The sequence below is a fragment of the Variovorax sp. OV084 genome (assembly GCF_900111625.1).
Taxonomy (GTDB): Bacteria; Pseudomonadota; Gammaproteobacteria; order Burkholderiales; family Burkholderiaceae_C; genus Variovorax.
In genome coordinates, this window is sequence record NZ_FOII01000006.1 from 83,264 (window position 1) to 106,369 (window position 23,106).

Here is a 23,106-nt window from a genome sequence, read left to right on the forward strand (position 1 = left end):
TAGCAAGCACGGCCAGCGGCCCGGCAGTCGAAGACAGGCACACTCGCGGCCATGCAATCCAGGCAATGGGACATCTTCTGCAAGGTCATCGACAACCATGGCGACCTCGGCGTCTGCTGGAGGCTGGCCTGCCAGCTGGCAGCGATTGGTGAACGCGCGCGGCTGTGGGTCGACGACGCATCGGCTCTGCTCTGGATGGCGCCCAAGGCTCGCACCGGCCGTGACGGCGTGGAGGTGATCGACTGGCTCGATCCCGCCGCACTTCAGGCGGCCGTGGCAGGGCCGGCGCCCGATGTGCTGATCGAAGCCTTCGGCTGCGAGCCGGCGCCGGAACTGATCGCCCGCTTTGCCGAAGGGCCGGGCCTTGCATGGATCAACCTCGAATACCTGTCGGCCGAGCCGTATGTGGAACGGCTTCACGGGCTGCCTTCGCCGGTGTTCAAGGGCCCTGGCGCCGGGTTGACGAAGCGCTTCTTCTATCCAGGCTTCACCCCCGCTACGGGAGGACTGCTACGGGAACCCCATCTGATGGAACGCCGGGCGCGTTTCGACCGCACGCAGTGGCTGGCTGCACAGCAGATCCCGTGGCAGAACCACGAGCGGCTGGTGTCGCTCTTCTGCTACGAGCCGCCCGCGCTGGCCGCCCTGCTGGCCCGGCTGGCGGAAGGCCCAGAGCCCACGCGCCTGCTGGTGACGGCGGGCCGTGCCACGCGGGCAGTCCAGGCATGCTTTGCGAGCACCCCATTGCCCCACGGGCGCGGTGCGCTATCAATTTCATACCTTCCCCACCTCACGCAACCCGATTTCGACCACCTGCTGTGGGCCTGCGACCTGAACTTCGTTCGCGGCGAAGATTCGCTGGTGCGCGCCCTCTGGGCCGGCGCGCCGCTGGTCTGGCAGATCTACCCGCAGGACGACGATGCCCACCACGTCAAGCTGAATGCCTGGCTGGACTGGCTCGGCGCCCCGCCCTCGCTGCGGCTTTTTCACCACGCCTGGAACGGCTTCGGCGACAGCGCCCTGCCCGCACCGGAAACGCAGGGCCCGTGGCGCGAAACGGCCCTGGATGCCCGCACGCGGCTGCTAGCGCAGGATGATCTGGTCACGCAACTGCGGAAACTGATCGCCCAAAAAAGCTAAAATAGTGGGCTTTGCGGATTTCGGCCCGGATCTCATCGATCCGAGATGCTCTCCGCTAAACCTGCCGCGGGACCTGTACCGCGGGGCCAGACATAGCGGCAAACGTCCAAATAATCGAGACGGTCGCCGATGGCCCCGTGCACCGAGCGGCCAACATCCAGAGACCCTGTTATGAAAATCGCTCAAGAAATCCGCGCCGGCAACGTCATCATGCACGGCAAGGACCCGATGGTTGTCCTCAAGACCGAATACAGCCGCGGCGGCCGCAACTCCGCCACCGTGCGCATGAAGATGAAGAGCCTGATCGCCAACTTCAACACCGAAGTGGTTTTCAAGGCCGACGACAAGATCGACCAGATCGTGCTCGAGAAGAAGGATTGCACCTACTCCTACTTCGCCGACCCGATGTACGTCTGCATGGACGCCGACTACAACCAGTACGAAGTCGAAGCCGAAAACATGGGCGACGCCCTGAACTACCTCGAAGACGGCATGGCTGTCGAAGTGGTGTTCTACGACGGCAAGGCCATCTCGGTCGAACTGCCGACCAGCGTCGAGCGAGAAATCACCTGGACCGAACCCGCCGTCAAGGGCGATACCTCGGGCAAGGTGCTCAAGCCCGCCAAGATCGCCACCGGCTTCGAAGTGCCGGTTCCCCTCTTCGTCTCGCAAGGCGACAAGATCGAAATCGACACGCGCACCGGCGAATACCGCAAGCGCGTCTGAGTCTCGGCTTCACCGCTGACCACACCCTCGAAAAAGGCTCCGAAAGGAGCCTTTTTTGTTTGGTGGGCATGGTGGTTGCAACGCTGCACAATCTCCAAGGTACTTCTGTCTGGTTTCCCCATGAACAACACGCACAACATTCACGACAAACGCCTGGCCGATGCCTGGGCCACGCTCCGGTCCCATGCCGACCAGGGCCTGCCGCTCGACCCCGATCCCTCGCGCATCGCCTTCGCCGACCCTGAATTCCTGCTGCGCCGCGAGACGCGCGGCATCCGCATGCAGCTCGAGCTGATGAAGCCCGACATCGAGCAGCGCGCCCATGGCATCGAGAACACCGTGGTGGTGTTCGGCAGCGCCCGCTTTCGCAGCGAGGAAGACGCCGCCGCCATGATCGCCCAGGCCGATGCCAGCGGTGACGCAGCAGCGTCCGAGCGCTGGCGCCGGCTCGCGCGCAACTCGCACTACTACGAGAAGGCGCGCGCCTTCGGCAAGCTGGTCGCCCAGTACAGCAACGACAAGGAGCCGCAGGACAAGCTCTTCATCTGCACCGGCGGCGGCCCCGGCATCATGCAGGCGGCCAACCGCGGCGCGCACGAGGGCGGCGGCCTCTCCGTCGGCCTGGCCATCGCGCTGCCGATGGAAGAAGAAGCCAACCCGTACGTCACGCCGGCGCTGAGCTTCAAGTTCCACTATTTCGCCATCCGCAAGATGCATTTCATGATGCGTGCGAAGGCGCTGGTGGCGTTCCCGGGCGGCTTCGGCACGCTCGACGAGCTCTTCGAGGTGATCACGCTGGTGCAGACGAAGAAGTCGAAGCCGGTGCCAATCGTGCTGTTCGGCTCGGACTACTGGAAGCGGCTGATCGACTTCGACTTCCTGGTCGAAGAGGGCGTGATCTCGCCGGGCGACGTGAAGCTCTTCGAGTACGTCGACGCGCCGGAAGACGCGTGGAGCGCAATCAAGCGCTTCTACAAGCTCTGAGTTGCGTCTGATTCAGTCGGCGCTGTCATCCTCGGCCGGATGCAGCGCCTGCTCGAGGAATCTCGTGAGCGTGCGCGCGCGGCGCTTGCGCTCCGCCTCGCCGGTCTGCCCCACCGCCACCGCGTCGTCGGCCACGCCGTGCAGCGCATTGAAGAGGATCACGGCCGTGAGGGTCGCGTCCTCCACGTCCCAGAAGCCGGCGGCATCGCCCTGCTTCAGCAGCCCGACCAGTTGCGTGATGACCGCGTTGTCGTTGCGCATGCGGCGGTCTTCGGGCCGGTACTCGTGGAACACCACGTCGTGCAAGGCGACGTTGTCCAGATAGGTTTCGAGCCCCGTTTCGACCCAGGCCTTCAGGCGCTCGTGGTAGTTGTCGGGCCGATGGCGGTCCATGGCCTCCTGCAGCCGCGCGCAGAAGGTGTCGACAAAGCGCTGCTGCAATGCGCCGAGCATCGCCTCCTTCGACGGGAAGTACAGATAGAAGGTGCCTTTGGCCACCTGCGCGCCGGCCGCGATGTCGTCGATGCTGGTGGTGGCGATGCCCTTCGCGATGAAGAGGCGCTCGGCGGCGTCCATCAACGCGGCGGCGCGCGTTTCGGGTGCCTTGGTGCGGCGGCGTGGCGCGGCCTCTCCCTCGGGAGATGCGGGAATCGTGACGGTGTCGCTGCTCTTGACCATCGGCTGCCTCAGGAAACGGCTGCCGCCAGGCGGGCCGAGCGGATCACCGCACGCACAGCCGCCAGATCGAAAGGCAGGCCGCGCGGCGCCATTACGCGCTCGCCGAGCCACACCAGTGCGTCGTCGGCGTCGGCAAAGATGCTGGCGGGCACGCCGAAGAGTTTCTCGACATTCATCTTGCGCATTTTCTCGTACTGGTCGGCGGGCACCACGCTCGCCATGCCCATCATATGGCTGCGGATGTCGGCGCCGCGCTCCTGCAGCCATTGCCTGGCGCTCTGCGCGCTGCCTTCGGGGTGGACCAGCGCATCGGCGTCGGCGAACACGCGCAGAGAGGCGAAGGGTTCGCCGCGGTCGAGCCAGCGGTTCCAGTCCTCGGTGAAGGCCTGCATGCCTTCGAGTGTCTGAAGCCCGGCCGAGACGCTGATGACGAGGGGCCATTGGCTGAGTTCGTGATGGGTCATGAAAAGCTCCTTGGGAAAAATCGAACGAAGACGCGCACGAAAGCGCACCGGCACGTATGCGGCGGGCATGGCTGGACGAAGCCTCAGGCGCGCGCGGGCAATGCGGCGGCACGGGGCCGCACGCTCACGAGCAGCCCCGCCGCCAGCAGGCCGGCAATGCCGGCGCAAGCCACGGCGGCGTGGAAGCCCCCAGCCAGTGCGCTGGCCAGGAGGCTGTGCGCGGTGGACGCATCGAGCGAGGCCAGCGCGCCCAGGTCATGCCGGCCAACTGCCTCGGCAGCCACCTGCCGCGCATTGGCCAGGCCCGCTTGCCCGAGCGCATCGGCAAGCAGCGAGGTGGCGCGCGTGCTCATCAGCGTGCCGAGCAGCGCGATGCCGATCAGCATGCCGGCCTGGCGCAGCGCGTTCATCGTGGCCGAGGCCATGCCCGAACGCTGTGCCGGCACCGACGCCATCACGGCCGTGCTCGTGGCCGGCACGGCAAGGCCGGTGCCCGCGCCGAGGAACACGAACAGCAGCGCCAGCAACGCATAGGACGTGTCGGCGGAGAACAGCGTCAGCAGCAGCATCGCGCCGCCGATGAGCCCGTAGCCCGCCACCATCAGCGTGTGCACGTCGAAACATTTCGCGAGACGGCCGAACTGCGAGGCCACGACGCCGGTCGCAACGAACTGCGGCACCAGCCGCCAGCCAGTGTCACTGGGCGACCAGCCCTGCACCTGCTGCAGGAACAGCGAGAAGAAGAACAGGCTGGCGTACGCCGAGAACCCGAGCACGAACGACGCGAAATTGGTGACCGAGAAGCGCGCATCGCGGAACAACCCGAGCGGCAGCAATGGCCGCGCCACGCGCGCCTCCACCATCAGGAACAGCGCGAGCCCGATGGCGGCCGCCGCCAGTGCGCTCGAGGCCTGCACCGAACTCCAGCCATGCTCGCCCGCCGCGATCAGCCCGTAGGTCAGCGCGCCCAGCCACAGCACGCTGAGCACCTGGCCGACCGGGTCGAGCGCGGCATGCTCGGGATGCGAGCTTTCCTTGATGCCCCAGAGCCCCAGCCCCACCGTGAGCAGCCTGATCGGAATGTTGATGAGGAAGATGCTCTGCCAGCCCGCATGGTCCACCAGCAGCCCGCCGAGCAGCGGCCCGAGGACCAGCGACAGCGCCGAGAACGACGACCAGCCGCCGATCACCCGCGCCCGCGCGACCGGCTCCGGAAACGCATGCGCCAGCAGCGACAGCGCGCCTGGAATCATCAGCGCGCCGGCCACGCCCTGCACCGCCCTGCCCGCCAGCAGGATCGGCAGGCTGCCGGCCATCGCGCACATTGCCGAGCCGATGGTGAACACAGCCACGCCGGCCAGCCACGCGCGCTTGCGGCCGTAGCGGTCGCCCAGCGGCCCCGCCGACAGCATGAAGGCCGAGAGGCACAGCGCGTAGATGTCGATCACCCACTGCAATCCGGCGAGGTCGGTGGAAAGCGCCCGCTGCAACGTGGGCAGCGCGACGTTGACGATGCTCACGTCGAGCGTGGCGATGAAGCTGCCGAGGTACACCGCGGCAACCAGCGCGAGACGGCGGCGCGGGTCGGCCGCAGCCTGAATGGGGGAGTCCATGGACGCCTTCAAGGTCGTTGAAGAAGGCGCCGATACTGACTTCAAGTCAGTAAATTGTCAATCAGATGAGAATTAATCGCATTTGAAACGTGGATTTGGCACCCTCGCCCCGTCAGACCTTGAGACCCCAGGTCGCACGCGCGCCAATCGCCACCACGCCCCCAACAACCCAGAACACGCCACCGATGCCGATCAGCGCGCCGAGCGAGCCGAACAACATCGGCATTGCCACGCTCGACGCATTGATGGTCATGAGCCGCAGGCCCAGCGCCTCGCCATGGCGGGTGTGCGGCGTGATCTGGTGGAGCATGCTCATCACCATCGGCTGCACCGCACCCAACGCAAACCCGAGCACCACCGAGCAGATGCCCATGGTCCAGGCTGAGTCCAGCAGCGGATAGATCGCGAACACCATCGCCGTGACCGCCGTCGAACTCAGGATCACGCTGCGCTCCGATGCCCGCGACGCAATCACCGGCAGCACCACGCGGATGACCGCCGCCGCGATGGCGAAGGCGCCCAGGATCGAGCCGATCACCGAAGCGCTGATGCCCCGGTCGTGCCCCAGCACCGGCAGCACGAAGGCGTGTACGTCCCAGCTCGACGACTGCAACCAGTTCACGAACAGCAGGCGGCGGAACATCGGCTCGCGCAGCAGGTCCCAGGCGCGCGTCGGCTTGGCGCCCGCCACCGGGGCGGTGGGCGGCGGCTCGTGCGCGCCGCGCGCGAGCATCCAGCAGAGGATGGGCAGCGCCGCCATCACGGCGAAGCAGATGCGGAACGCGAGCATGTCCGCAGGCGCACGGCCCGCATGGTCGATCAGCATGCCGGCCAGGAACGGCCCCACGAAATTGGCCACGGCCGGCGCGATGGCGAGCCAGCTGAAAACGCGCTTGAGCTGTGTCGGGTCGGTGGCCGAGCGCCCCACGTGCCGCTGCAGCGCGATGACGGTCGCTCCCGTGGCGCCGCCGGTCAGCAGGGCCGCGACGCACATCACCGGAAAGATCGGGAAGATCACCACCAGCCCCGCGCCGACAACCGCCGCGATGACAGACAGCCACAGCGGCCGCTTGAAGCCGTATCGATCGGCAAAACGCCCTGCCGGCAAGGCGAGAAAAACCTGGGTCAGCGCGAACAGCGAGATCAGCACGCCGACCGCCAGCGCGCTGTACCCCTGTTGAAGTGCCAGCAGCGGCGTGGCGAGCCGCATGCCGGCCATGGTGGCGTGCAGGCACACCTGGGCGCCGATGACACGCAACAGTTCGGAGCCTTTCACGGGGTGTCTTCGCCCTCGCTGTCGGATTCGGCGTCAGTGCCAGCCGTGGGCGGCAGCAGCGCCTGGGCCTGCGCCTCGGGCAGCGCCTCGACCTTGCGCAGCGCCAGGCGCATCTGCCGGGCGCGCGTATCGGCCTTGTCGAGCGTGTCCGAGGCCTTGGCCACCTGCTCCTTGATGCGCGCGACCCATTCGCCATAGCGCTCGAACTCGGTCTTCACCGCGCCCAGCACCTTCCAGACCTCGGACGCCTGCCGCTCCAGCGCCAGGGTGCGAAAGCCCATGTGCAGGCTGTTGAGCATCGCGAGCAAGGTGGTCGGGCCGGCCAGCGTCACGCGATGCTGGCGCTGCACCGCATCCATCAGGCCGGGCCGGCGCAGCACCTCGGCGTAGAGGCTTTCGACGGGCAGGAAGAGGATGGCGAAGTCGGTGGTGTGCGGGGCCGCGAGGTAGTTGTCGGCAATCGACTTGGCCTCGGTGCGGATGCGCGCTTCGAGCGCCTTGGCAGCCAGCTCGGCGCCCCCGGCATCGGCTCGTTCGTGCGCATCGATGAGCCGCTCGTAGTCGTCGCGCGGGAACTTGGCGTCGATGGGCAGCCACACCGGCGCGCCGTCATCGCCGCGGCCCGGAAAGCGGATCGCGAAGTCAACGCGCTGCCCGCTGCGCGGCTTGGTCTCTATCTGCTTGGCGTACTGGTCGGGCGTGAGCACCTGTTCGAGCAGCGCTTCGAGCTGCACCTCGCCGAAGATGCCACGCGTCTTCACGTTGGTCAGCACGCGCTGCAGGCTGCCGACGCCCACGGCCAGCGTCTGCATTTCGCCAAGGCCCTTGTGCACCTGCTCGAGCCGGTCGGCCACCTGCTTGAAGCTTTCGCCAAGGCGCGCTTCGAGCGTGCTCTGCAGCTTCTCGTCGACGGTCTTGCGCATCTCGTCGAGCTTGGCTGCGTTGGTCTGCTGCAGCTGCGCGAGCTGCGTTTCCATCGTCTCGCGCACTTCCGACAGGCGCCGTGCGTTCGATTCGCTCAGGCCCTGCAGCTGGGTGTTGAGCGTGTCGGCCAGCGTCTTCTGCAGTGACGCGAGCTGCAGCGAGAAGGCATCGAGTTGCGCGTTCTGCGTGCGCGTGGCCTCGGCGCCCTGCTGCACCAGCGCCTGCTGGAAGGTGGCGAAGGCCTGTGCGGTTTCCTGCCGCGCACCGCGCGAGCTTTCGCCGATGTCGTTGCGCAGCTCGCGCTCGGTGCGTTCGTTGGCCGAGCCCAGCGCGGCCAGCACGCGCAGCAGGTCGCTGTGGTCGGCCGGGGCCTGCTGGCGGGCCAGCAGCCAGATCACCAGCACGAGCTGGATGACCGCGAGTACGGCCAGTGCAATAAGAACCAGTGAAGTGTCCAAGGTTGCGGTATCGCCTCTGCCTATTTGCCAGGCACTGGCGTCACGGGCGTCAGCGGCCCCTTGCCGCCGAAGTACGCGATGAGGTTGTCCGCCGCGAGGTCGGCCATGGCGCGGCGCGTGGGCACGGTGGCGCTGGCGATGTGCGGCGTCAGCACCACGTTGGGCACGGTCAGCAGGTCGGGATGCACCTTGGGCTCGCCCTCGAACACGTCGAGGCCGGCGGCGGCAATGCGCTTTTCGCGCAGGGCCACGGCCAGGGCCGCGTCGTCGACGATGCCGCCGCGCGCGATGTTGACGAGCGTGGCGGTCGGCTTCATCAGCGCGATCTCGGCCGCACCGATGGTGTGATGCGAGGCCGGCGAGTAAGGCACCACCAGCACCACGTGGTCGGCCGTCTTGAGCAGCTCTTCCTTGCTCACGTAGCTGGCCTTGCATTCGGCTTCGAGCGCCGCGTCGAGCTTCGAGCGGTTGTGATAGATCACCTTCATGCCGAAGCCGTGCGCGCCGCGCTTGGCAATGCCCTGCCCGATGCGGCCCATGCCGATGATGCCCAGCGTCGAGCCGTGGATGTCGGAGCCCGCGAACATGTCGAAGCTCCACTTCTGCCACTTGCCCGCGCGCAGGAAGTGTTCGCTCTCGGTGATGCGGCGTGCCGTGGCCATCAGCAGTGCAAAGCCGAAGTCAGCGGTGGTCTCGGTCAGCACGTCGGGCGCATTGGTGCCGAGCACGCCGTGCGCGGCCATCGCATCGACGTCGAAGTTGTTGTAGCCCACGGCCATGTTGGCGCAGATCTTCAGGTCGGGGCAGACGTCGAGCACGGCGGCGTCGATGCGCTCGCTGCCGGTGGTGAAGGCGCCCTGCTTGCCTTGCAGCCTGGCAATCAGCTGTTCCTTGCTCCAGCTCTCGTCCGACTGGTTCGACTCGACCTCGAAATGCTGCGACAGGCGTTCGATGGTCTCGGGAAAGATCGCGCGCGCGACCAGGATCTTGGGCTTGCTCATGATGTTGTCTCTCTGCGAAGGAAGGTCAGCGGAAGAAGATGAAGGTGCAAATGACGAACAGCGGAACCAGGATGGCCACCGACCACGCCATGTAGCCGAAGAAGCTCGGCATGCGCACCCCGCGGCTCTCGGCGATGGCCTTGACCATCAGGTTGGGCGCGTTGCCGATGTAGGTGTTGGCGCCCATGAACACTGCGCCAGCCGAAATGGCAGCCAGCGTGGAGGCGTAGGTGGTCATCAGCGCCGCCGGGTCGCCGCCCGCGGTGTTGAAGAACACCAGATAAGTCGGAGCGTTATCGAGGAAGGAGCTCAGCACGCCGGTGGCCCAGAAGTACATCGCCGGATCGGGCTGGCCGTCGGCGCGCGTCACGGCCGAGACGATGGCGCCGAACGGGCCCTGCGTGCCGGCCTTGAGCATCGCGATCACCGGGATGATGGTCAGGAAGATTCCTGCGAACAGCTTGGCCACTTCGGCCATGGGCTCCCACTCGAACTGGTTGTCGGCGTGCACCTTGGGCGCGGTGAGTTTGTACGAGGCCACCGCGATCAGCGCCAGCCCCACGTCGCGCACCAGCCCCGGCAGGCCGACCTCGGTGCCGAACACGTCGAAGGCCACGGGTGATTTCCAGAAGCCGCTGAGCAGCACCAGCGCGACCACGCCGCCCAGCAGCCAGAAGTTGGCAGCGCCGTCGAAGCCGATGCCGGGCGTGTCGGGGGTCGGATCGACCGGCATCACGCCTTCCTTGCGGTAGTAGTGGCGGTCGATGGCATAGAACAGCGCCAGCAGCACGCCGAGGATGAACAAGGTTTCAGGCAGGATGTTCTGCGCGGTCCAGAAGAAGCCCACGCCCTTCAGGAAACCCAGGAACAGTGGCGGATCGCCCAGCGGCGTGAGCGCACCGCCCGCGTTCGACACGATGAAGATGAAGAACACGATCACATGCACCTTGTGCACGCGGTTGTCGTTGGCGCGGATCAGCGGCCGTATCAGCAGCATCGATGCGCCCGTGGTGCCCATGAAGCTCGCAAGCACCGCGCCGATGGCGAGGATCGCCGTGTTGAGGCCGGGTGCGCCATGCAGGTTGCCGCGAATGTGGATGCCGCCCGCCACGGTGAACAACGCCGTCAGCAGGATGATGAACGGGATGTACTCGGCCACCAGCGCATGCACGAGTTGAACACCGGCAAGCTGTACGCCGAAGGCCGCGGCAAAGGGCAGCAGGAATGCCAGCGCCCAGGCCGCGGAGATCTTGCCGTAGTGGTGGTGCCAGAACGCAGGCGCGAGCAGCGGAAACAGCGCGATCGACAACAGGATGCCTGCAAACGGCACGCCCCACAGCGGCGAGAGGCTGCCGCCGTCGAAGTCGGCGGCCGAGGCCAGGGCGGGAAGAAAAAGCAGCGGCAGCGACACCGCGGCCGCCTTCAGTCGAATCGTTTTTTGCATGGGGGGCTGTACCGTACCAGACAGGTCAGTACAGCCTTCAAGCCGGGGGTTGCTCGATTTCGAACACCTGGCGCAGGTACGCCAGGTATTTTTCGTCCTCGCACATGTTCTTGGACGGCGTGTCCGACAGCTTGGCCACCGGCTGGTCGTTGCAGTGGATCATCTTGATGACGATCTGCAGCGGCTCATAGCCCAGGTCGTTGGTGAGGTTGGTCCCGATGCCGAAGGCCAGCTGGCAGCGGCCGCGGAACTGCTGGTACAGCTCGATGGTGCGCGGCACCGTGAGGCCGTCGCTGAAGATCAGCGTCTTGGTGCGCGGGTCGACCCGGTTGGCGATGTAGTGCGCCAGCATGCGCTCGCCCCACTGGAACGGGTCGCCGCTGTCGTGCCGCGCGCCGTCGAAGAGCTTGCAGAAGTACAGGTCGAAGTCGCGCAGGAAGGCGCTCATGCCGTACACGTCGGACAGTGCGATGCCCAGGTCGCCGCGGTACTCGCGCGCCCAGCTCTCGAAACCGAAGATCTGGCTGTCGCGCAGCCGCGGGCCGAGCGCCTGGCAGGCCTGCAGGTATTCGTGGGCCATGGTGCCCAGCGGGATCAGGCCGAGCTTCATGGCGTACAGCACGTTGCTGGTGCCCGCGAGCTGCGGCAGCCGCGTGCCGGGCGGTGCCTGCACCGGCGGCGAGGTGACGGCGCCGAGGCGGGCGGTCAGAGTGCGCAGCACCTCTTCGTGCCAGTCCTTCGAGAAGCGGCGGCGCGTGCCGTAGTCGGCGATCTTCAGGTCGGCGAGGCCGGCGTCCTGCAGCTGCGCGATCTTGGTTTCGAGACGGCGGCGGCCTTCGGCGATGTCGGGCTTCTTCTGCGTGTTGCGGAAGTAGACCTCGTTGACGATGGCCAGCACCGGGATCTCGAACAGGATGGTGTGCAGCCATGGCCCCTTGATGCGGATCTCGAGCTCGCCCGAGGGCTGGGGAATGATGTTGATGTACTTCTCGTTGAGCCGGAAGAGCCCGAGGAAGTCGACGAAGTCGCTCTTGATGAAGCGCATCGAGCGCAGGTAGGACAGCTCGGCATCGCGGAACTGCAGCGAACAGAGGCTGCGCACCTCGTCGCGGATCTGGCCCGCGAACTGGGCCAGGTCGACACCGGGGTTGCGGCACTTGAAGCGGTACTCGACCCGGGCCCCCGGGAAGTGATGCAGGACCACCTGCATCATCGTGAACTTGTAGAGGTCGGTGTCGAGCAGGCTGTGAATGATCATGGTGCTGGGCGCGGTGTCTCAAACTTTTCGGCGGCCGTTCGATTATCACGGGGCGCGTCGGCCTCTGCCTACGGGGCCTGAACAGCACGTCCTACCGGGAGGGTGAATCAGCCCCGCGACAGTGATTTCACGGCGGCGAACACAGCCCGTCGAATCAACTGTCTCAAAGGAGATTCGCATGAACAAGGACACCATCGAAGGCAACTGGAAACAGCTCAAGGGCAAGGTCAAGGAGCAATGGGGAAAGCTGACGGACGACGACTTCGACGTCATCGCTGGCAAGCGCGACCAGCTGCTCGGCCGCATCCAGGAACGCCACGGCATCAGCCGCGAGGAAGCCGAAAAGCAGGTCAAGGACTGGGAATCGCGCGACGGCCGCTCGCCGGACGCACTCTGGTTCGAACGCTACTGAGCGCTGAGCGCCCCCCCTCGATTTCATCAACTCCCCGAAGGAAAACAACCATGAAAAAGCACCTCCTCATGCTGGCTCTCGCCTCCACCTGCTTCGTGGCCACGCAGGCCAGCGCCATGACCAAGGACGAATACAAGGTCGCCAAGGAAAAGATCGAGGCCGACTACAAGGTCGCCAAGGCCCAGTGCGACACGATGAAGGACAACGCCAAGGACGTCTGCCAGAAGGAAGCCAAGGGCAAGGAAGACGTTGCCAAGGCGGAGCTCGAGCAGCAGTACCAGCCGAGCGACAGCCACGCCCGCAACGTGGCTGAAGAGAAGGTGAAGGCCGCCTACGAAGTCGCGAAGGAAAAGTGCGACGACCAGAAGGGCGAAGCCAAGACCGCCTGCGTGAAGCAGGCCAAGGCGGATGAAGCCCAGGGCAAGGCCGACATCAAGGCCATGAAGAAGGCCATGTAAGGTCTTCGCGGCGGGTGGCCTCGGTTGCTCAGGTCAGTTCCTGAGCGAATCGACCACCCGCTGCAGCGCCTCGGGCAGCGCCACCGGCCGCTGCGTGGCGCGGTCCACGTAGACGTGGACGAAGTGGCCTTGCGCCGCGGCGGTGTCAGCCCCTTCGGCGAACAACGCAATCTCGTATCGCACGCTCGATCGGCCCGCCTGGGCCACCCGGATGCCCGCCTCCACCGTCTGCGGGAACGCGATCGGCGCAAAGTAGTTGCACTGCGTCTCCACCACGAAGCCGATGACCTGGCCCTGGTGGATGTCGAGCGCGCCGCGCTCGATCAGCAAAGCATTCACCGCCGTATCGAACCAGCTGTAATAGACGACGTTGTTGACGTGGCCGTACATGTCGTTGTCGGCCCAGCGCGTCGGGATACTGCGAAACGCGCGATAGCTGCTGCGCGCGTGCGGGGTGGGTTTGGTGGGGGCGCTGCTCATCGCGCGGCATTTTGCCAGCGGCCGTTGCCGTCGAAGGCGGCTTTGGACTTGAACGGGCCCGCCCGGCGGCCGAATTTAGAAGACGGCTTCTAAATTGCTGCAGAGCAGCAAAAACCCCTTGATCGCAAAACTCAGCTGCCTATACTTGAGGCCATGCTGCACCGCAACATAGACGGCGAGACAGCGCAACGTGAACCGACCACTCAATCATCCCTTCTGGAGATCCCAAATGGCCCTGACCGCTGACCAAATCCTCGCCGCCCAAAAAGCAAACCTCGAAACCCTGTTCGGCCTGACCACCAAGGCTTTCGAAGGCGTCGAGAAGCTCGTCGAACTGAACGTGACCGCTTCGAAGGCCGCCCTGGCCGAAGCCCAGAATACCGCCCAGGCTGCCCTGAGCGTCAAGGACGCACAAGAACTGCTGACGCTGCAAGCCAGCCTGTTCCAGCCCCTGGCTGAAAAGACCGCTGCCTACAGCCGTCACCTGTACGACATCGCCCAAGGCACCGGCGCCGAGTTCTCCAAGGCTTTCGAAGCCAAGGCTGCTGAAGCCCAGCAAGCCTTCGTCGGCCTGGTCGACAGCGCTTCCAAGAACGCCCCCGCCGGTTCGGAAACCGCCGTTGCCGTGCTGAAGAGCGCCGTGGCTGCTGCCAACAACGCTTTCGAATCGGTTCAAAAGGCCGTCAAGCAAGCGTCGGACGTCGCCGAAGCCAACTTCAACGCTGTGTCGACGCAAGCCGTTGCCGCCGCGAAGACCGCGACCGCTTCGCGCAAGCGCTAAGCCGCCGACCACCACCAGTTGTCTCCTTGGGTCCTCACGGATCCAATTCAGGGCCTCATCCTCGGATGAGGCTTTTTTTTGGCCCGGCGAGGCGTCTTCGATAATGCCGGTCTCATCCAGGAGACTTCAATGCAGATCGATGGCAAGGTTTTTATCGTGACCGGTGGCGCTTCGGGCCTCGGCGAAGGCACGGCGCGCATGCTGGCCGCCAACGGCGCCAAGGTGGTGATCGCCGACATGCAGGCTGACAAGGGCGAAGCCGTTGCAAAGGGAATTGGCGGCGTGTTCGTCAAGTGCGACGTGAGCCAGGAAGCCGACGGCCAGGCGGCCGTGGCCGCCGCACTCAAGCTTGGCAAGCTGGTCGGCCTCGTCAACTGCGCCGGCATCGCGCCGGCCGAGAAGACGGTGGGCAAGAACGGCCCGCACGCACTGGCCGTGTTCAGCAAGACCGTCACGGTCAACCTGATCGGCAGCTTCAACATGATCCGGCTCGCGGCCGACGCCATGGGCAAGAACGAGCCCGAAGCCACGGGCGAGCGCGGCGTGCTGATTTCCACCGCCTCTGTCGCAGCCTACGACGGGCAGATCGGCCAAGCGGCCTACAGCGCCTCGAAGGGCGGCGTGGTCGGCATGACGCTGCCCATCGCCCGCGACCTCGCGCGCAGCGGCATCCGCAACATGACCATCGCCCCCGGCATCTTCGGCACGCCCATGCTGTTCGGCATGCCTCAGGAAGTGCAGGACGCGCTGGCCGCCAGCGTGCCCTTCCCTTCCCGCCTGGGCACGCCCGAGGACTACGCCAAGCTGGCGAAGCACATCATCGAGAACGACATGCTCAACGGCGAGGTCATTCGCCTGGACGGAGCGATTCGATTGGCTCCCCGCTGACCTCGGAAGCCGGCGGCTTCGCGCTGCCGGTGCGGTCCAGGCGCTCGTAGTTCGCGATCACCTGGGCCCCGAGCAGCACCAGCGTGGCGGCGATCTCCAGGCTCAGCAGCACCACGATGGCCGTGGTGAGCGAACCGTAGACCACGTTCACCTGCGACAAGGTCGAGAAGTACCAGATCAACACGCGCCGCGTGGCCTCCCACAGCAGCGCGGCCGTCACGCCGCCCAGCAGCGCATGGCGCAGCGACATGCGCCCGGCCGGCATCACGAGGTAGAGCGAGGTCAGCATGAAGATCTCGCCGCCCAGCCCCAGCAGGTACAGCAGCAGCCCCGAAACGCCCGACAGCGACCAGCTGCGCCCCAGCAGGTCGACGCTTTCCCGCCCCACCAGCTGCAACGCGCCCGACACCAGCGTAACCAGCAGCAGCCCCACGCACAGGCACAGGATGTAGATGTAGGGCATGGCCACCGACACCAGGAAGTGGCGCTTGTGGTCAGCCCTGCGGTGGTGAAAGATCACCGCCATGGCGCTTTCGAGCACGCTGAAGGCCAGCGAGCTGAAGAAAAGCATCGTCACCAGCAGCACCGGCCCCAGCACGTCGCGGTGGTCCAGGAAGCTCGACAGTTCGGCCACGATGGCTTTCGACTGCCCCGGCAGCAGCCAGCCCAGGTACTGTCCGATGGTGCGCAGCAGTTCGGCCTGCTCGATGACGTGCGACAGCGCGATCACGCTCACGATCAGCAGCGGCACGATGGAAAGCAGCGCGTAGTACGCCACCGCCCCTGCGAGCAGCAGCCCCTGGTTGGCGCGAAATTCCTTGAGCGCATCCCAGGCGAATCTCAGGGGGTGGCGCAGCAGCGGCGCGATGTGTTGCAGGGGTTTGGGCGTCGTCATGCGTGGATTCCGGTCGCTTTCAGTATGCCGTCCGGCCGCCAGCCTTCGCCCGCTTGCGTATGATTTGCCGCTCTTCGCCTACATGACCATCCCCGCTTCATTCATCCAGGAACTCATCGCGCGCGCCGATGTGGTCGAGATCGTCGGCCGTTATGTGCAGCTCAAGAAGGCCGGCGCCAATTTCATGGGGCTGTGCCCGTTCCACGGTGAGAAATCGCCCTCTTTCTCCGTCAGCCCGACCAAGCAGTTCTATCACTGCTTCGGCTGCGGGGTGCATGGCAACGCCATCGGCTTTCTGATGGAGCATGCGGGCATGGGCTTTGTCGAGGCGGTGCATGACCTCGCCGGCCAGTACGGCCTGCAGGTGCCCGAGGACGACGCCTCTCCCGCCGAGCGCGCCCGCGCCGCCAGCCAGCGCCAGAAGCAGGCCACGCTGACCGACGTGCTCGAAAAAGCCGGCGACGCCTACCGCAAGCACCTGCGGCAGGCGCCCGGTGCCATCGAATATCTGAAGGGCCGCGGCGTCTCGGGCGAGGTGGCCAAGCAGTTCGGCATCGGCTATGCGCCGGCCGGCTGGCGCGCGCTGGCCAGCGTCTTCCCCGACTACGACGACCCGCTGCTCGCCGAGAGCGGGCTGGTGATCGTCAACAACGAGGAAGGCAAGCTCAGCGACGAAGAAGCCAAGCGCTACGACCGCTTCCGCGACCGCGTGATGTTCCCGATCCGCAACGTGAAGGGCGAGTGCATCGGCTTCGGCGGGCGCGTGCTGGGCGACGAGAAGCCCAAGTACCTGAACTCGCCCGAAACGCCGGTGTTCAGCAAGGGCCGCGAGCTCTACGGCCTATATGAAGCCCGCGCCGCCTTCCGCGACCGCGGCTATGCGCTCGTCACCGAGGGCTACATGGACGTGGTGGCGCTGGCCCAGCTCGGTTTTCCGAACGCGGTGGCCACGCTCGGCACGGCCTGCACCACGGAGCACGTTCAAAAGCTCTTCCGCTTCACCGAATCGGTGGTGTTCAGCTTCGACGGCGACGCCGCCGGCCGCCGCGCCGCGCGCAAGGCGCTCGACGGTGCCCTGCCCTACGCCACCGACGTGCGCAGCATCAAGTTTTTGTTCCTGCCAGCCGAGCACGACCCCGACAGCTTCATCCGCGAGCACGGCGCCGAGGCCTTCGCCCGCTTCGTCAACGAGGCCACGCCGCTGTCGCGCTTCATGCTCGAAGCCGCCCGCGAAGGCTGCGACCTGACCACCGCCGAGGGCCGCGCCCACATGACGAGCAACGTGCGCCCGCTCTGGAGCGCCATGCCCGACGGTGCCCTCAAGCGACAGTTGCTGAGCGAGATCGCGACGCTGGTGCAGCTCGACGCGCCGGCGCTGTCGGAACTCTGGGCCTCCACGCCGGGCCCGCGCAAGGCCGGCGGCGCACCCGCGCCGCAGCGCCAAGGCGAGCCCTCCGGCTACGGCGGCGGTGGTGGCGGTGACGACTACTACCCGGACATGCCCCCGCCGCAGGACTTTGAACCGCCGCGCTATGAAAGCGATAGCAAGCCCAAGTTCCAGCCGCGCAAGTTCGTCAAGGGCAAGCGCTGGGGCGGCAAGTTCGAGGAACCCATCGAGCCCCTGCGCGGACGCGGTGCCCCGCCCAGCCGCCCGGATGTGGCGGTGCGGCTGCTGCTGTCGAACATGGCGCAATGGGAAGCCCTGTCGCACGAGCTCCACGTGATGTTGTGCGACCTGCCCGGCTCGCACGGCGCGCTCTTCACCTGGCTCGACAGCCAGCTGCACGAGCACGGCGTCCAGCCCTGGGCGGCCCTGCGCGAAGGCATGCGCGGACTCGACTTCGAGCCGCTGGCCGAGCGGCTGATGTCCGTCTCCGAGGCCGGTCCGGTGCCCGAGGGCGAGGAGGCGCAGCACTTGGCCGACGCCGCCCGCGAACTCTCCAGCGTGCTCGATTTCATGCTCGACGACCTTCTCAAGGCCCAGCAGAGCGAGGCCATCGCCGCCGTGGGAAAAGACCCGAAAGCCCTGGAACGCTACAAGGCGCTGGAAACCCGCCGGCTCGAATTGCGCGCCCGTCTGCGCGCCTCGGGTTCAGAAACTGCTTGAAATTTGCGCAACACGCTATAATGTAGGGCTTCGCAACTGGCGAAATTAGGCAAGAGCGACAGCAGCACCTCCGGGCCGACCCCTAGCGCAACGCACTCCAACGGTAAATTCCGGCGGAAAGGGTCAATAACCGCAAGGACTGCATACCAAATGTTCGCCCGACATCTTGCCTGTTGAGGAATTAATTCCTCTTTCCCATTTGTTTTTAGTCCGTGCCTGTGCACGGGCTGTGGTGGCGCTGTCCGCGTGACGGTGCGCCTGTGATCCCGCTTGTTCTTTCTTGCCGTAACGAGGTCGTATGCCCAGTTCAAAGAAGCCTGCTCCTTCACTTGCCAAAAGCGTCGCCACCAAGCCCGCAGCAGAAAAACCGTTGAAAGCCGGCGCGAAGCCGGCAACCAAGACGGCCGCCGCCGCATCCAAATCGGCAGCCGCAACGAAAGTGAAAACCGTGCCCACGAAATCGACCTCTCTCGACGATCCCAAAAAAGCAGCCGCCCCCGCAGCCAAGAAAGTCGGCCGCCCGCCCAAGGCCGCCGGCGCCGCCACGCCCGCCACCGGCGCCAAGCGCGGCCGCAAGCCCAAGGCTGACAAGGAAGCCCCCGAGAGCGACGTCGACCTGTCGGACATCGAGGACGACCTGGCCGGCGACGAGCCCGCGGTTGCGACGACCACCGAAGAGAAGGTCAAGCCGCTGCGCATGAAGATCAGCAAGGCGAAGGAACGCGCCTTGATGAAGGAGTTCGGCCTCGACGAGACCGTGCTCTCCGAAGAAGACCTGGCCAAGCGCCGCTCGCGCCTGAAGACCCTGATCACGCTGGGCAAGACCCGCGGCTACCTCACGCACGGCGAAATCTCCGACCACTTGCCCGACAAGCTGGTCGACGCCGAGACCATGGAAGTCGTGGTCACCATGCTCAACGACATGGGCGTGGCGGTGTACGAGCAGACGCCCGACGCCGAAACCCTGCTGCTGAACAACACCGCGCCCACCGCCACCACGGTGGAAGAAGCCGAGGAAGAAGCCGAAGCCGCGCTCTCCACGGTGGACAGCGAATTCGGCCGCACCACCGACCCGGTCCGCATGTACATGCGCGAAATGGGCACGGTCGAGCTACTGACGCGCGAAGGCGAAATCGAAATCGCCAAGCGCATCGAAGGCGGCCTGATGGCCATGATGGAAGCCATTTCGGCCTCCCCCGCCACCATCGCCGCGATCCTCGAAATGGCCGCAACGATCCGTGAAGGCAAGGTCGTCATCTCGACCATCGTCGACGGCTTCTCGAACCCCAACGAGGCCGACGACTATGTGGCCGAAGAAGACTTCGACGAATTCGACGAGGAAGACGACGACGACGGCAAGGGCGGCTCCAAGGCCCTGACCAAGAAGCTCGAGGAACTCAAGCGTGAAGCGCTCGATCGCTTCGACCGCATCGCCAGCATGTTCGAGAAGATCCACAAGATCTACGAGAAGGAAGGCTACGGCACGCCGGCGTACGTCAAGGCCCAGCAGGCCGTGTCCGACGAGCTGATGACCATCCGCTTCACCGCCAAGACCATCGAGAAGCTGTGCGACCTGGTGCGCACGCAGGTGGACGACGTTCGCAAGAAGGAACGCGAACTGCGCCGCATCATCGTGGACAAGTGCGGCTTCCCGCAGGACGAGTTCATCCGCGACTTCAGCGGCTACGACAAGAACGGCAATCGCATCGCCTCGAACCTGCTGAACCTGAAGTGGGTCGAGAAGCAGGCCGCCGCCGGCAAGCCCTGGAGCACGGTGCTCGCGCGCAACATCCCGCCAGTGCAGGAACTGCAGCAGAAGCTCGCCGACATCCAGTCGCGCGTGGTGGTGCCGCTGTCCGAGCTGAAGGACATCAACAAGCGCATGAACGAAGGCGAATCGTCTTCGCGCGATGCCAAGAAGGAAATGATCGAGGCCAACCTGCGCCTCGTGATCTCCATCGCCAAGAAGTACACCAACCGCGGCCTGCAGTTCCTCGATCTGATCCAGGAAGGCAACATCGGCCTGATGAAGGCGGTCGACAAGTTCGAATACCGTCGCGGCTACAAATTCTCGACGTACGCCACGTGGTGGATCCGCCAGGCCATCACCCGCTCGATCGCCGACCAGGCGCGCACCATCCGCATCCCGGTGCACATGATCGAGACGATCAACAAGATGAACCGCATTTCGCGCCAGCACTTGCAGGAGTTCGGCTTCGAGCCCGACGCCGGCATCCTGGCCGCGAAGATGGAGATTCCGGAAGACAAGATCCGCAAGATCATGAAGATCGCGAAGGAGCCGATCTCGATGGAAACCCCCATCGGCGACGACGACGATTCGCACCTGGGCGACTTCATCGAGGACAGCAGCAACACGGCTCCTATCGAAGCCGCGATGCAGGCCGGCCTGCGCGACGTGGTCAAGGACATCCTCGACAGCCTCACGCCGCGCGAAGCCAAGGTGCTGCGCATGCGCTTCGGCATCGAAATGAGCACGGACCACACGCTGGAAGAAGTCGGCAAGCAGTTCGACGTGACCCGCGAGCGCATCCGCCAGATCGAGGCCAAGGCACTGCGCAAGCTCAAGCATCCGTCGCGTTCGGACAAGCTGCGCAGCTTTATTGATACGCTCTAAGCCGGTCTCCCGGTATTTCCCGACGAGGAGGCGCCCGCAAGGGCGCTTTCTTTTTTGGCCTTCGCGATAAAAAGAACGGAGCAAACCTCATGAATCCCGATGCAGACAAACTCTGGCAGGCCCCGCGCTGGGCGCTTGCCGTGCTGCTCGCGGTGCTCGGCATGCTCGGGCCCTTTTCCATCGACACCTACATTCCGGCCTTCTCGGGCATTGCGCAATCCATCGGCGCGACGCCGGCCGAGATGCAGCAGACGCTTTCGGCCTACCTGTTCGGCTTCGCGTTCATGAACCTGTTCCATGGCGCGCTGTCGGACAGCTTCGGCCGCCGCCCCGTGGTGCTGTGGGGCCTGGCCGTGTTCACGCTGGCCTCGCTGGGCTGCGCGCTCTCGCAGAACATCACGCAGCTGGTGCTGTTCCGCGGGCTGCAGGGCCTTTCGACCGGCGCCGGCATCGTGGTCTCGCGCGCGGTGATCCGCGACATGTTCCCGCCTGCCGAGGCGCAGCGGGTCATGAGCCAGGTCACGATCTACTTCGGCGTGGCACCGGCCATCGCGCCCATCGTGGGCGGCTTCCTGTTCGTGCACGCGGGCTGGCACGCAGTGTTCTGGTTTCTGGTGGCGGTGGGCGTGGTGCTGTTCACTGCCAACTACAAGCTGCTGCCCGAGACACTGCACAAGGACCACCGCCAGCCCTTCCAGGTGCGGCACCTGATGCGCGGCTACTGGGACCTGTGCTCCGACCCGCGCTTCCTGCTGCTGGCCTTCGCAAGCGGCGTGCCCTTCAACGGCATGTTCCTCTACGTGCTGGCCGCGCCCGCATTCCTCGGCGACCACCTCGCGCTGCAGCCGCAGCAGTTCTTCTGGTTCTTCCTGCTGACCATCGGCGGCATCATGCTCGGCGCGCGCGCCAGCGGCCGCATGGCCGGCAAGGTCGCGCCCAAGCGGCAGATCCGCGACGGCTTCGTCATCATGCTGGCCACCTCGGTGGTCAACGTGGTGGCCAACACTTTCTTCCAGGCGCACGTGGCCTGGGCACTGTGGCCGCTGGCGGTGTTCGCCTTCGGCTGGGCGCTGATGGTGCCGGTGGTCACGCTGCTGGTGCTCGACCTGCACCCCGAGCGCCGCGGCATGGCCTCTTCGCTGCAGGCCGTGATCGGCTCCACTGCCAACGGCATCGTGGCCGGCGCGGTGGCGCCGCTGGTGATGCATTCGACACTCGCGCTGGCACTGACCTCCATGGGCATGCTCGCCATCGGCCTTGTCGCCTGGGTGTGGCTGCATGACCGCTGGCCAGAGATCGGGCGCATGGTGGCGCACGAAGGCTGAGAGCGCGGGCGAGTTTCCGATGCGCTTCGAAGCATTCCTGACTCATGCGCGCGCCTGGCTGCCAGGCCGCACCACCGTCGATGCCCGCGAGCGCCTGCGCGCGGTGGCGGGTGCGGGCCTCGGCCTGCTGGTCACGGCGCTGCTGTGCCGGTGGATGGCCGGCCCGCTCGCCGCCTCCGTCTGGCTGATCGCGCCGCTGGGTGCCAGCGCCGTGCTGGTGTTTGCTGTGCCGGCCAGTCCGCTGGCGCAGCCGTGGTCGGTCATCGGCGGCAACACGCTGTCGGCGGTGGTCGGCATTGCGGCTGCCAACTGGATTCCCGACCTGGCGCTGGGCGCCGCCGTTGCAGTGGCTGCTGCCATCGGCCTGATGTTCAGCGCACGCTGCCTGCACCCGCCGGGCGGTGCCGCGGCCCTGCTCGCGGTGCTGACGCACACCACGCATTTCTCGTCCGCCCTCTTCCCCTTCTTCACCAACTCGCTGCTGCTGGTGCTGGCCGGCGTGGCCTACAACTCGCTGACCGGACGGCGCTATCCGCACGTGCAGGTGGTGGCTCGCCCGCCTGCGTCCGATGCGCGCTTCAGCCAGGCCGACATCGACGCCGTGCTGGCCCGCTACAACCAGGTGCTGGACATCAGCCGCGACGACCTCCAATCGCTGATCCAGCAGACCGAGCTCGAGTCGTACAAGCGGCGGCTGGGCACGCTGCACTGCGCCGACATCATGTCGCGCACGCCGGTCTCGGTGGAGTTCGGCACGCCGCTGCAGGAAGCGTGGGCGCTGATGCACGAGCGCCGCATCAAGGCCCTGCCCATCACCGACCGCACGCGCCGCGTGGTGGGCATCGTCACGCAGGCCGACTTCTTCCGCCAGCTCGACCTGCAGCATCACGAGGGCATCGCCGGCAAGCTGCGCGACCTGATCCGCGCCACGCGCACGGTGATGTCGAACAAGCCCGAGGTGGTCGGCCAGATCATGACGCGGCAGGTGCGCGTGGCCAGCGCCGACCGGCCCGTGGTCGACCTGGTGCCACTGTTCTCCGAGGGCGGGCACCACCACATCCCGATCATCGATGGCGAGAAACGCCTCGCGGGGATGATCACGCAGTCGGACTTCGTGCGCGCCCTCTATCGCGCTGTGGGGCCGGCGTAAGAGCCGCTC

General features: G+C 66.0%; 22 protein-coding genes. 11 read left to right on the forward strand and 11 right to left on the reverse strand.

The window, feature by feature from the left end; all coding sequences use genetic code 11:
* Window positions 1–51 precede the first annotated feature (51 nt).
* From earP to BMW87_RS17690, 3 genes are all read left to right on the forward strand, one after another.
* Complete coding sequence (gene earP, locus BMW87_RS17680; RefSeq protein WP_093077710.1) at window positions 52–1,140, forward strand: elongation factor P maturation arginine rhamnosyltransferase EarP; 1,089 nt, start codon at window positions 52–54, stop codon at window positions 1,138–1,140.
* Window positions 1,141–1,311: 171 nt separating this feature from the next.
* Window positions 1,312–1,866 (forward strand): elongation factor P, encoded by a 555-nt coding sequence (gene efp, locus BMW87_RS17685; protein ID WP_007830687.1) that lies wholly within the window; start codon window positions 1,312–1,314, stop codon window positions 1,864–1,866.
* Between the two features lie 120 nt (window positions 1,867–1,986).
* Window positions 1,987–2,850 carry an LOG family protein gene (locus BMW87_RS17690; protein ID WP_093077712.1) on the forward strand — a complete coding sequence of 288 codons (864 nt, stop codon included), beginning with the start codon at window positions 1,987–1,989 and terminating at the stop codon, window positions 2,848–2,850.
* Between the two features lie 12 nt (window positions 2,851–2,862).
* Here BMW87_RS17690 and BMW87_RS17695 read toward each other — a convergent pair whose 3' ends face one another.
* The 8 genes from BMW87_RS17695 to pncB all read right to left on the reverse strand — a co-directional run bounded on the left by BMW87_RS17695 (window position 2,863) and on the right by pncB (window position 11,966).
* Window positions 2,863–3,528, reverse strand: coding sequence for a TetR/AcrR family transcriptional regulator (locus BMW87_RS17695; protein WP_093077714.1), 666 nt, complete (start codon window positions 3,526–3,528; stop codon window positions 2,863–2,865).
* Between the two features lie 8 nt (window positions 3,529–3,536).
* A complete protein-coding gene (locus BMW87_RS17700) occupies window positions 3,537–3,992 on the reverse strand; it encodes a hypothetical protein (RefSeq protein WP_093077944.1) in 456 nt (151 codons plus the stop codon).
* An 83-nt stretch (window positions 3,993–4,075) separates the two neighbouring features.
* Window positions 4,076–5,605 (reverse strand): MFS transporter, encoded by a 1,530-nt coding sequence (locus tag BMW87_RS17705; protein WP_093077715.1) that lies wholly within the window; start codon window positions 5,603–5,605, stop codon window positions 4,076–4,078.
* Between the two features lie 112 nt (window positions 5,606–5,717).
* Window positions 5,718–6,881, reverse strand: coding sequence for an MFS transporter (locus BMW87_RS17710; RefSeq protein ID WP_093077717.1), 1,164 nt, complete (start codon window positions 6,879–6,881; stop codon window positions 5,718–5,720).
* Window positions 6,878–8,263 carry a DNA recombination protein RmuC gene (gene rmuC, locus BMW87_RS17715; RefSeq protein WP_093077718.1) on the reverse strand — a complete coding sequence of 462 codons (1,386 nt, stop codon included), beginning with the start codon at window positions 8,261–8,263 and terminating at the stop codon, window positions 6,878–6,880. The genes BMW87_RS17710 and rmuC overlap by 4 nt, the downstream gene beginning before the upstream one ends.
* Before the next feature lie 20 nt (window positions 8,264–8,283).
* Complete coding sequence (locus BMW87_RS17720; RefSeq protein WP_093077720.1) at window positions 8,284–9,264, reverse strand: 2-hydroxyacid dehydrogenase; 981 nt, start codon at window positions 9,262–9,264, stop codon at window positions 8,284–8,286.
* A 25-nt stretch (window positions 9,265–9,289) separates the two neighbouring features.
* Complete coding sequence (locus BMW87_RS17725; protein ID WP_093077722.1) at window positions 9,290–10,708, reverse strand: sodium:proton antiporter; 1,419 nt, start codon at window positions 10,706–10,708, stop codon at window positions 9,290–9,292.
* 37 nt (window positions 10,709–10,745) lie between these two features.
* Window positions 10,746–11,966 carry a nicotinate phosphoribosyltransferase gene (gene pncB, locus BMW87_RS17730; protein WP_093051236.1) on the reverse strand — a complete coding sequence of 407 codons (1,221 nt, stop codon included), beginning with the start codon at window positions 11,964–11,966 and terminating at the stop codon, window positions 10,746–10,748.
* A 178-nt stretch (window positions 11,967–12,144) separates the two neighbouring features.
* On the opposite strand from pncB, the gene BMW87_RS17735 reads away from it, so the two are divergent.
* Both BMW87_RS17735 and BMW87_RS17740 read left to right on the forward strand, forming a co-directional pair.
* Window positions 12,145–12,378 (forward strand): CsbD family protein, encoded by a 234-nt coding sequence (locus BMW87_RS17735; protein ID WP_093051239.1) that lies wholly within the window; start codon window positions 12,145–12,147, stop codon window positions 12,376–12,378.
* A 50-nt stretch (window positions 12,379–12,428) separates the two neighbouring features.
* Window positions 12,429–12,836, forward strand: coding sequence for a hypothetical protein (locus BMW87_RS17740; RefSeq protein WP_093051242.1), 408 nt, complete (start codon window positions 12,429–12,431; stop codon window positions 12,834–12,836).
* Between the two features lie 33 nt (window positions 12,837–12,869).
* Here the strand turns inward: BMW87_RS17740 and BMW87_RS17745 are convergent, their stop codons facing one another.
* Window positions 12,870–13,316 (reverse strand): acyl-CoA thioesterase, encoded by a 447-nt coding sequence (locus BMW87_RS17745; RefSeq protein WP_093077723.1) that lies wholly within the window; start codon window positions 13,314–13,316, stop codon window positions 12,870–12,872.
* Window positions 13,317–13,545: 229 nt separating this feature from the next.
* Here BMW87_RS17745 and BMW87_RS17750 point away from each other — a divergent pair, with 229 nt between their 5' ends.
* Both BMW87_RS17750 and BMW87_RS17755 read left to right on the forward strand, forming a co-directional pair.
* Window positions 13,546–14,097: a phasin family protein gene (locus tag BMW87_RS17750; protein WP_093077725.1), complete on the forward strand. Its 552-nt coding sequence runs from the start codon at window positions 13,546–13,548 to the stop codon at window positions 14,095–14,097.
* Window positions 14,098–14,226: 129 nt separating this feature from the next.
* Window positions 14,227–14,985: a 3-hydroxyacyl-CoA dehydrogenase gene (locus BMW87_RS17755; RefSeq protein ID WP_093077726.1), complete on the forward strand. Its 759-nt coding sequence runs from the start codon at window positions 14,227–14,229 to the stop codon at window positions 14,983–14,985.
* On the opposite strand, the gene BMW87_RS17760 is transcribed toward BMW87_RS17755, so the two are convergent.
* Entirely contained in the window at window positions 14,945–15,880 is a 936-nt protein-coding gene (locus BMW87_RS17760) for a YihY/virulence factor BrkB family protein (protein WP_093077728.1), read from the reverse strand. The genes BMW87_RS17755 and BMW87_RS17760 overlap by 41 nt on opposite strands.
* A gap of 82 nt (window positions 15,881–15,962) precedes the next feature.
* On the opposite strand from BMW87_RS17760, the gene dnaG reads away from it, so the two are divergent.
* The gene (gene dnaG / locus BMW87_RS17765) at window positions 15,963–17,987 is read left to right on the forward strand and encodes a DNA primase (protein ID WP_093077946.1); all 2,025 of its coding nucleotides are present in this window, start codon (window positions 15,963–15,965) and stop codon (window positions 17,985–17,987) included.
* 123 nt (window positions 17,988–18,110) lie between these two features.
* Here the strand turns inward: dnaG and BMW87_RS35505 are convergent, their stop codons facing one another.
* Window positions 18,111–18,443, reverse strand: coding sequence for a hypothetical protein (locus tag BMW87_RS35505; RefSeq protein ID WP_256216812.1), 333 nt, complete (start codon window positions 18,441–18,443; stop codon window positions 18,111–18,113).
* Here BMW87_RS35505 and rpoD point away from each other — a divergent pair.
* The 3 genes from rpoD (at window position 18,436) to BMW87_RS17780 (ending at window position 23,097) form a co-directional block, all read left to right on the forward strand.
* Window positions 18,436–20,622 carry an RNA polymerase sigma factor RpoD gene (gene rpoD, locus BMW87_RS17770; RefSeq protein WP_256216814.1) on the forward strand — a complete coding sequence of 729 codons (2,187 nt, stop codon included), beginning with the start codon at window positions 18,436–18,438 and terminating at the stop codon, window positions 20,620–20,622. The genes BMW87_RS35505 and rpoD overlap by 8 nt on opposite strands.
* An 89-nt stretch (window positions 20,623–20,711) precedes the next feature.
* Window positions 20,712–21,947 (forward strand): multidrug effflux MFS transporter, encoded by a 1,236-nt coding sequence (locus BMW87_RS17775; protein ID WP_093051261.1) that lies wholly within the window; start codon window positions 20,712–20,714, stop codon window positions 21,945–21,947.
* A 19-nt stretch (window positions 21,948–21,966) separates the two neighbouring features.
* Window positions 21,967–23,097 carry an HPP family protein gene (locus BMW87_RS17780; protein WP_093077730.1) on the forward strand — a complete coding sequence of 377 codons (1,131 nt, stop codon included), beginning with the start codon at window positions 21,967–21,969 and terminating at the stop codon, window positions 23,095–23,097.
* The last annotated feature ends 9 nt before the right edge of the window (window positions 23,098–23,106 follow it).